7 protein-coding genes are annotated in these 8,325 nt (G+C 65.7%); 4 read left to right on the top strand and 3 right to left on the bottom strand.

Annotated features, from left to right (window positions below; translation table 11 throughout):
- From GH737_RS11075 to GH737_RS11065, 3 genes are all read left to right on the top strand, one after another.
- Window positions 1–507 (top strand): type VI secretion system baseplate subunit TssG (locus tag GH737_RS11075; protein WP_196233116.1); only part of this gene is annotated, 507 nt, incomplete at its 5' end.
- Window positions 504–3,251 (top strand): type VI secretion system ATPase TssH, encoded by a 2,748-nt coding sequence (gene tssH, locus GH737_RS11070; RefSeq protein WP_155264879.1) that lies wholly within the window; start codon window positions 504–506, stop codon window positions 3,249–3,251. The genes GH737_RS11075 and tssH, both read left to right, overlap by 4 nt.
- Window positions 3,252–3,497: 246 nt before the next feature.
- The gene (locus GH737_RS11065) at window positions 3,498–3,650 is read left to right on the top strand and encodes a hypothetical protein (protein ID WP_155264878.1); all 153 of its coding nucleotides are present in this window, start codon (window positions 3,498–3,500) and stop codon (window positions 3,648–3,650) included.
- Here GH737_RS11065 and GH737_RS11060 read toward each other — a convergent pair.
- Together GH737_RS11060 and GH737_RS11055 are read right to left on the bottom strand one after the other, a co-directional pair.
- Window positions 3,647–4,129, bottom strand: coding sequence for a hypothetical protein (locus tag GH737_RS11060; protein ID WP_155264877.1), 483 nt, complete (start codon window positions 4,127–4,129; stop codon window positions 3,647–3,649). The genes GH737_RS11065 and GH737_RS11060 overlap by 4 nt on opposite strands.
- Before the next feature lie 85 nt (window positions 4,130–4,214).
- Entirely contained in the window at window positions 4,215–5,261 is a 1,047-nt protein-coding gene (locus GH737_RS11055) for a glycoside hydrolase family 43 protein (RefSeq protein WP_230558770.1), read from the bottom strand.
- A 74-nt stretch (window positions 5,262–5,335) separates the two neighbouring features.
- Here GH737_RS11055 and GH737_RS11050 point away from each other — a divergent pair, with 74 nt between their 5' ends.
- Window positions 5,336–6,388, top strand: coding sequence for a glycoside hydrolase family 43 protein (locus GH737_RS11050; RefSeq protein ID WP_155264875.1), 1,053 nt, complete (start codon window positions 5,336–5,338; stop codon window positions 6,386–6,388).
- Between the two features lie 268 nt (window positions 6,389–6,656).
- Here GH737_RS11050 and GH737_RS11045 read toward each other — a convergent pair whose 3' ends face one another.
- Window positions 6,657–8,171 (bottom strand): tryptophan halogenase family protein, encoded by a 1,515-nt coding sequence (locus tag GH737_RS11045; RefSeq protein ID WP_155264874.1) that lies wholly within the window; start codon window positions 8,169–8,171, stop codon window positions 6,657–6,659.
- Window positions 8,172–8,325: the final 154 nt, after the last annotated feature.

Below are 8,325 nucleotides of genomic sequence, written 5' to 3'. Positions count from 1 at the left end.
CGGCTGCATTATGCGGGCGTCTTTGCAGGGCGGCGCAGCGCGGCGGCGCTCGAGGACGCCCTGACGCACCTGCTCGGCGTCGAGGCGCGCGTGCAGGAATTCCAGCCGCGCTGGCGGCGCATCGAAGTCCAGGACCAGAGCCGCCTTGGGCGGCGGTTCGCGACACTCGGCAGCGATGCCGTCGCAGGCCAGCGGGTGCGCATCGCTTCCGATGCCTTCCGGGTCGTCATCCGCATCGACGATTTCGGCGAATTCGAGCAGCTGCTGCCCTGCGCGCAGCGGTTCGGCATTGCCGCGGAAGCGCTCGATGCATTCGCGCCCTCCCATCTCGAATGGGACATCATGCTCGAAATCGACGAGGCGCTCGTCCCGCCCGCGAAGCTCAACGGCCGATCGCGCCTGGGATGGACCTCGTGGCTTCAGCCGACCGGCAAAGGCGGATTGCGCGCCGATGCGCATCTCACACCCCGAAGACGAACCCGGATGAATGAAAGGGTCGACCAATGACGGAAATCAGCCGATCCGCCCTGTTTGGGCGCCTGGACGCGACGGCTCTCAAGGCGATCGAGACCGCCACCGGCTTCTGCAAGATGCGCGGCAATCCCTATGTCGAGCTCGTCCACTGGATCCACATCCTGCTGCAGGACCCGCGCAACGACCTCGCGGCGCTCCGCACCGCATTCGCGATGGACGATTCGAAGCTCGCCCGCGACGTGGTTGCGGCGCTCGACGCGTTGCCGCGCGGCGCGACCGCGATCTCCGACTTCTCGCCGCAGATTGAGGAAGCGATCGAAAAGGGCTGGCTCTACGCTTCGCTGCAGTTTTCCGCGTCTCGCGTGCGCACGGCGCATCTGGTCTACGGCATGCTCAAGACCCCGACGCTGCGCAACGCCTTGTTCAACATCAGCACCGAGTTCCGCAAGGTCCAGCTCGAAAAGCTCGCGAGCGAGTTCGACGGGCTGCTCGCATCCTCCGCCGAGATGACTCAGCTCGGCGCCGAGCCCGCGATCGACAGCGCCGGGGAACCGGGCGCGGTCCCGCAGGGAGAAGGCAAGGCGCTCGAGCGCTATTCGGTCGATCTCACCGAAAAGGCGCGCAAGGGCGAGATCGACACCATCGTCGGTCGCGACGACGAGATCCGCCAGCTCGTCGACATCCTGCTGAGGCGCCGACAAAACAACCCGATCCTCGTGGGCGAGGCCGGGGTCGGCAAGACCGCCGTCGTCGAAGGCTTTGCCAAGCGCATCGTCGACGGTGAAGTGCCTCCATCGCTGCAGGGCGTCACGCTGCGCGCGCTCGACATCGGCCTGATGCAGGCCGGCGCGAGCATGAAGGGCGAGTTCGAAAAGCGCCTGCGCGGCGTCATCGACGAAGTGGAATCGAGCCCGAAGCCGGTCATCCTGTTCATCGACGAAGCCCACACCCTGATCGGCGCGGGCGGGCAGGCCGGGACGGGGGATGCCGCCAACCTGCTGAAACCGGCGCTGGCGCGAGGGCGCCTGCGCACCATCGCCGCGACGACTCATTCGGAATATCGCCAATATTTCGAGAAGGACCCGGCGCTCACACGGCGGTTCCAGACCGTGGATGTCGACGAGCCCGGCACCGGCAGCGCGATCGCCATGATCCGCTCGGTGGCACCGACGATGGAGGAGCATCACCACGTCGTCGTGCTCGAGGAGGCGGTTGCCGCCGCGGTGACGCTGTCGCAGCGCTACGTGCCGGCGCGGCAGCTGCCCGACAAGGCGGTGAGCCTGCTCGACACCGCATGCGCGCGCGTTGCCGTGTCGCAACATTCGACGCCGGCGCAGGTCGAGGACCGCAGGCGGCGTGTCGAGCTGCTCGAGATCGAGCGCGAGGTCGTCGAGCGGGAGGAGCAGGAGCAATATCGCGCCGACGACCGGCTCGACAAGATCGACACCGAGCTCGTCATCGCACGCAAGGAGCGTGACTCGATCGAGGCCAAATGGGCGAAAGAAAAGGAGGCGCTCGAGAAGCTGACCACGGCCCGGCGCGCGCTGACAGAAGCGCGCGGCAAGAAGGACCGTAGCGCGAAAGAAGAAGCCGCGCTCAAGGCCGGACTGGAGACTGCCATCCAGGGGCTGGCCTCGATCCAGGGGGATTCGCCGATGGTGTTCGGGGTCGTCGATGCCGACGCGGTCGCGTCGGTCGTCGGCGACTGGACCGGAGTCCCGGTCGGCCGGATGGTCAAGGACGAGATCAAGAGCGTGCTCACCCTCGGCGACCAGCTCAAGAAGCGCGTCGTCGGCCAGGATCACGCGATGGATGCAATCGCCAAGCGCATCCAAACCAGCCGCGCCAAGCTCGACAATCCGAGCAAGCCGGTCGGCGTGTTCATGCTCTGCGGCCCCTCGGGCGTTGGCAAGACCGAGACTGCGCTCGTCCTCGCCGAGCTGCTGTTTTCCGGTGATGAATCGCTCATCACCATCAACATGAGCGAGTTCCAGGAGGCGCACACCGTCTCGACTCTCAAGGGCGCGCCGGCGGGCTATGTCGGATACGGCCAGGGCGGCGTGCTCACCGAGGCGGTGCGGCGACGGCCTTATTCGGTGGTGCTGCTCGATGAGGTCGAGAAGGCGCACCCGGACGTCCACGAGATGTTCTTCCAGGTGTTCGACAAGGGCTTCATGAACGACAGCGAAGGTCGGCATATCAACTTCAAGAACACGATTATCTTGCTGACTTCGAACGTCGGCACCGACCTGATCATGAGCCTGTCTGGAGACGAGGAGACCAAGCCGGATCCGGAAGGCCTGGCGACGGCGCTTCGGCCCGAGCTGCTCAAGGTGTTCCCGCCGGCGCTCCTCGGGCGCCTGCTTCCGATCCCTTATTATCCGCTCAACCCGCAGATGCTTGGCGGCATCGTCCGTATCCAGCTCGACCGGATCAAGAGGCGGATTGCGGACAACCACGACATCGAGCTCGATTGCGCGCCCGAAGTCGTCGACCTCATCGTCTCGCGCTGCAACGAAGTCGCGTCGGGCGGGCGCATGATCGATGCCATCCTGACCAACACGATGCTGCCGCAGATGTCGGTCGCGCTGCTCGAACGGCAGATGACGGGCGAAGAAGTGAAGCGCATCCGGGTCGCCACGGGCGCCGACGGATTCACTTACAATTTCGAGACGAAGGCGAAGAAAAAAAAGGCAGACGACGTCGGGGCCAGGCCGCCGCGATCGAAGCCGCAGCCGATGGGCGAAGCGGAAGCGGAGACGGTTCCGGCAGAATAGGTGGGCATGGCTTTAAACCGCACTTAACCGTCCTCCGGCTATTGCCCGCCGTGGACGGAGGCTGCGATGGCTGCGCTTGCTAACCAGATGAACCCGCGGGATGTGCGTGCCGGAAAGGCGCGCGGCGGATGGATTCGCCGCCGGCCACACGCGCGCGAAGCTGTGCAGCTACTCGAAATTTCTTCCACCGGGTTGCACGCCTTCGCTGGGAAAGCCCCTTCAGCCGGAGAAGCGATCAGGGTCCACGTGCCCGCGCTCGGCCTGCTGGATGCACGCGTGACCTGGGCAGATGCGCGCGAGTTCCGCGCTGAATTCTTCGGCGCCGACGACCTGCGCCTGCTGTTCCTGCGCAAATCGTTCGTCGGCTGCACCAGCTGGTTCGAGCGGCAGCCGTCCTAAAGCGACTGCATGACGAACCTCAGGTCCCTCAGTTCCGGGGGCGCCACGTCGAGCCAGCGTAGCTGTTCGAGCGTGACATTGGCGGCCGACCAGCCGTCCGCGCGCAAGGCGTGCACGAACAGCTCGCGCGGGATGTGCAAAAACCGCGCGCCCTCAAGCAGGTCCCCGCTCAGCGCCACCTGATATGGCGCAGACCGCGCGAACCTGCCGCCGGCGAACTGGCGCCGCTCGGTAAAGACGAGCGACCAGACGGGATGCGAGATCTCCCATGTGACGCGGCTGTGGATCTCCGGAGGTTCGACCGAAATCACGTTCGACCTCGTGAGCGTCAGCCCGTCGACTTCGCCCTTCCAGACGCCCGACATGCTGTAGTCGTGCGGGTCGCCACCGATGTCGAGCTGAACCCAGACACGTCCGATCGAAGCGCCAGCCAGCGCGTTCAGACTCGGCCCCGCAATGGTCTTGTCCAAAGTTTGCATGTGCAGTTCCTTTGTACATGTAAACGCGGGACGTGGCGAACTCGCTCCAACAGTCGCAAGCCAGCCAGAGCGAATGAAGCTTGCGTCAGGGTATTGGCGCGCTCCGCGGCAGCGCTGACGGGCCATCGATAACCGGCCAGCCGTCAACCCAGCTGATGCGGTCGATCAGCATGATGCGGCGGGTGTTTGGCTCGTCGCTCGGCTTCTCGCGCGGATGGCGGACGTCGACGGCATGATAGACGATCCAGTCCTGCCCGGCGGCGTCGGTCACGACCGAGTTGTGGCCCGGCGCGAACCAGTTGCCGCGTTTTTCGAGGACGATGCTGTGGGGCTTGCCGGTCGCCTGCTCGAGCGTTTCGAACGGCCCCGTGGCGCTGCGCGAGCGGGCGGCCATGACCGCGTAATTGGCCTTGGGTCCGCAGCAATTGTCGCCCGAATAGAACAGATAGTAATAGCCGCCGTGGCGGATCACCCAGGCGCCTTCGACAAGGACGGGGAAGGAATCCTTGGCCGGGTTGGGCCAGACGAGATCTTTCGGTGCGCTGCCGGCGGCGAAGGACATGCGATCGGGCGCGAGCTCCTGCACCTTGATCGGATCGAACCCCGAGCCCCAGTAGAGCAGGCGCTTGCCCGTTGCGGGGTCGTCGAACGCCATCGGATCGATATTGACGAAGCCGGCACCGCACTGGAGCGGCTTGCCCATGTCGACGAACGGCCCCAACGGTGAGCCGGCGGTAGCGACTCCGAGGCACAGGCCGTGCCGCTCATCCGACCCGTCCGGCTTGGCCGAATAATACATGATGTAGCGCGCGCCATCGCGCACCACGTCCGGCGCCCAAAAATCCTGCGTCGTCGCGGCCCAGGCGGGCTTCGCCGGCAGCGCATCGCCGACATAATCCCAGTGAGCAAGGTCGGCGGAGCGCGCGAGCTGGATGTTGACCCACTTGCCGCCGCGCTGCGTCTGCGTCGCATAGGCGTAATAGAGGCCGTCCGCCGCCTTGAGCACCGCCGGATCGGGGAAGTCCGCATCGATGACCGGATTGACGTAGCTTGCCGCCGGCCGCGCGACGGGCGTGGCGCAACTGCCGAGCCCGAGCAAAGCGGCGGCGGCGAGGGAAAGGAAGCGATGCACCGCCCGACCATAAGTGCGAGCTTCGCGTTGCGGAAGCGGCATTGATCGCTAGGCTTGCCGGCGGAGGCGCGAAAATGCTCAGGCTGAAACGGTTGCGAGCGCGGGCGAGGCAGACACTGGTCGCTGCAGGCTTGCTGTGCGTGGCCGCAGCGGCCGCAGCAGAGCCGTCGTTCGTGCCGGTGTTCGAAGAAAATTTCCCGGACGCCTTCGTGATGCCGTACGGAAACCGCTTCGTCGCTTATTCGACGAACAACGGCCCCAACGTGCCGGTCGCGATGTCCAGCGACCTGGTGCACTGGAGCTTCGTCGGTGATCCGCAAACGGGAAAGCAGCGCGACGCTTTGCCCAGGCTGGGAACGTGGGCGAAGGAGGGGTTCACCTGGGCACCCGAGCTGCTCGAGCTCGGCGGCAAGTATCTGCTCTATTACACCGCGAGCGACGTCCGCAGGAATGCGCAGTGCATCGGCGTTGCTGTCGCCAGCGATCCGCTCGGACCGTTCGTCGACGATCGAGCAGAACCGATCGTCTGCCAGACCGAGCTCGGCGGGAGCATCGATGCGGACGCGTTTCGTGACGCGGACGGGAAATTGTACCTCTACTTCAAGAACGACGGGAACCGGGTGCATGCCAGAACCTCGATCTGGGGCCAGCCGCTTGCGCCCGACGGCCTGTCGGTGACCGGAAAGGCGGTCGAACTGGTCGGGGACGACCAGCGCTGGGAGGAACGCGTCGTTGAAGCGCCGACGATGGTCCGCTCGCCGGCTGGCTACGAGATGTTCTTCTCGGGTGGCTTCTTCGGCTGGAACCCGGAAGAGGGCGGCCTCTCGCCCTACGCGATGGGATACGCCAAATGCTCCGGGCCGCTCGGCCCCTGCACGCCCGCGAGCGAGAACCCGATCCTCCACAGCTTCAAGGACCGCGAGGCGGGATGCCTCAGCGGACCCGGGCACCAGAGTATCTTCAGCGTCGGCCAGCGCACCTTCATCAGCTTCCATGCCTGGCAGGCGAGCAGCGGCTGCCGAAAGGTCGACGACCGCCGCTACCTCTACATCGCGCCGTTGTTCTGGAAGGACGGCAAGCCGCAGATCGGCCCGAGCCTTCGTCCGCAGTCGGGAGAGCGCGGCTGATGATCGCCATGATAGCCGCGCCTGCGTTCGCTGGAGCGTCGACACCGGGGGCCGTGACGGCGGCGGCTTTTACCAGCTCCTCGCAACCGGACGGCTGGTCACCGATTCGGAGCTGCCGGACGCCTGGACCAATTACTACCGAAGCGACGGTGTAAGTGCGGTAGCATAACCTCGACCGCCCCGAGCGCGTGTTGCCGCCATTGCAACCGGTCGCTGAACGTACGGCCGCGTTGCGCAACCCGAAGGAGAAGAACTAGTTCGGGCTGCGCTACGCAGGCATCACCAGTTCGGCGGCGCAGGTTCTGGCGATGAAATCGGCGTGGGTCGGCATACGCTCGGCGGTCTGGCGGTAGTTCGCCCGCATCCTGTCCAGAAGGTCCGCGACCTTCGCGTCGTCGGCGGCGTAGGCCGCGGGCTCGGGTTCTTCCGGAACAATCCCCTGACCGAGGAGAACGGCGACCCAGCTCGCGATGTCGAACAGTTCTGCGCCTTGCCGGAAAATGCGCCCCTTCGACCGCCACAGCTCCAGCTTCGCGGCCAGGTTGTCGGGGATTTCCATCGTCCGGCAATAATTCCAGAAGTCGGAGTCGCGGCGCCGGGTTGCCTTGAAATGAAGGATGATGAAGTCGCGCACGTCCTCGAAGACATCCTGCATTTGCCGATTATATTCGTCGCGCTCGACAGGGGAAAAGCTGCGGTCGGGAAACAGCGCGAGCAGCTTCGCAATGCCGCTCTGGACGAGGTGGATGCTGGTCGATTCGAGAGGCTCGAGGAAGCCGCTCGAAAGCCCCAGGGAGACGACGTTCGCGTTCCACGCCAGGCGCCGGCGCCCGGCCTTGAAGGCAAGATGCCGAGGCTCGGCGATCGACGCGGCTTCGAGGTTGGCGAGCAACAGTTCCTCGGCATCCTCGCGCTCGAGGTGCGCGCTCGAATAAACGAGTCCGTTGCCCATGCGGTGCTGCAGTGGAATTCGCCACTGCCAACCTGAACCGCGGGCGGTCGCTCGGGTGAACGGATCCGGCTGCCCCACAAGGCGGCTCGGCACGGCGACCGCGCGGTCGCATGGCAGCCAACGGCTCCAGTCTTCATAGCCGGTGCCGAGTTTGTCCTCGATCAGCACGCCGCGAAAGCCGGAGCAGTCGATGAATAGCTCGCCTTCGATCGACCGGCCGTCGGAAAGTGTGACGGACCTGACGTGGCCGGTTTCACCGTCGACCGCCACGTCCACGATCTTTCCCTCGATCCGCTGCACGCCGTTGCGTTGCGCATGCGTTGCGAGAAGCCGCGCGTAGAGACTTGCATCGAAGTGGTAGGCGTAGGCGATCTGCGCCAGCGGCATGGGTGTCCGAGGCCCGGGGCGAGCGAAGCGGCCGAGCTCGGCGGCTACCCCGCACATCGACCATTCACGAATGTCGGCAAGCGGCCGCCGCTTCAGTTCGCGAAGATAGAGCTGGTGGAATTTCACGCCGCGCAGGTTCTGGCCATGCGGCCCGAACGGATGAAAATAACGCTCTCCCTCCGCGCCCCAATCGACGAACTCGATCCCGAGCTTGAAGCTTCCCTGGCTCGCGGCGAGGAAGTCGTCCTCGGCGATGCCCACCATATGGTTGAATGCCTGCAGCGGCGGAATCGTGGCCTCGCCGACGCCGACCGTGCCGATCTCGTCGCTTTCCACGAGGACGATCTTGGTCCGCTTGTCGAGCAGGGTCGAGAAGGCCGCGGCGGCCATCCAGCCGGCCGTTCCACCGCCGACGATGACGATGCTTCGGATCGCGTCACTCATAGGCCCACCCTGCACGCGCAGCGGTGAAGCGCAACCGGCTGAGCTCGATCAGTTGCCCCGTTCAGGCACTGCCTGGGGCGGCGGCGGAGGCGGAGCGGGTTGTTCGACCGGCGGCGGCACGACGGCCGGTGGCGGCGGCGGCACGAAAACCGGC

This window comes from Sphingomonas segetis, assembly GCF_009720245.1.
Lineage (GTDB): Bacteria > Pseudomonadota > Alphaproteobacteria > Sphingomonadales > Sphingomonadaceae > Sphingomicrobium > Sphingomicrobium segetis.
Note: the sequence above shows the minus strand (reverse complement) of the source record. Positions and strands in the feature narration are given on the sequence as shown.